Consider the following 576-nt stretch of genomic DNA (forward strand, 5'->3'; position numbering starts at 1 on the left):
GCTACTGTGTTGCAGGCGATAGGACTCGTTACCGGTTTCGACGATGTGGCAGTGGTGGGTCAGCCGATCCAGCAGGGCGGTGGTCATCTTGGCGTCGCCGAACACGCTCGACCATTCGGCGAAGCTCAGGTTGGTGGTGATCACCACGCTGGTGTGCTCGTACAGTTTGGACAGCAGGTGAAATAACAGCGCGCCACCGGCCTGACTGAAGGGCAGATACCCCAGCTCGTCGAGGATGACCAGATCCATGCGCAGCAGTGCCTGAGCGATCCGCCCGGCTTTGCCGTCGTGTTTTTCGCGCTCCAGCAGATTGACCAGATCGACCGTGGAGTAGAAGCGCACGCGCTTGCCATGCCGGGTGATGCCGGACACGGCCAGTGCGGTGGCCAGGTGGGTTTTACCGGTGCCTGGGCCGCCGATCAGCACCACGTTCTGCGCGGTGTCGGTAAAGCTCAGATTGGCCAGCTCGCTGATCAAGCGAGCGTCGGCGCTGGAGGCGCTGAAGTCGAAGCCGGCCAGATCGCGGTGCATCGGCAGCTTGGCCATGTTCATCTGGTGGCTCACCGAGCGCATGGC

The 576-nt window shown here is 62.7% G+C and carries 1 protein-coding gene; it reads right to left on the reverse strand.

The window, feature by feature from the left end; all coding sequences use genetic code 11:
• On the reverse strand, nucleotides 1-576 hold a 576-nt coding region (gene istB, locus MF6396_RS28125), incomplete at both ends, for an IS21-like element ISPst3 family helper ATPase IstB (RefSeq protein ID WP_102063849.1).

Origin of the sequence: Pseudomonas sp. MF6396, assembly GCF_002018915.1 — a bacterium.
Taxonomy (GTDB): domain Bacteria; phylum Pseudomonadota; class Gammaproteobacteria; order Pseudomonadales; family Pseudomonadaceae; genus Aquipseudomonas; species Aquipseudomonas palmensis.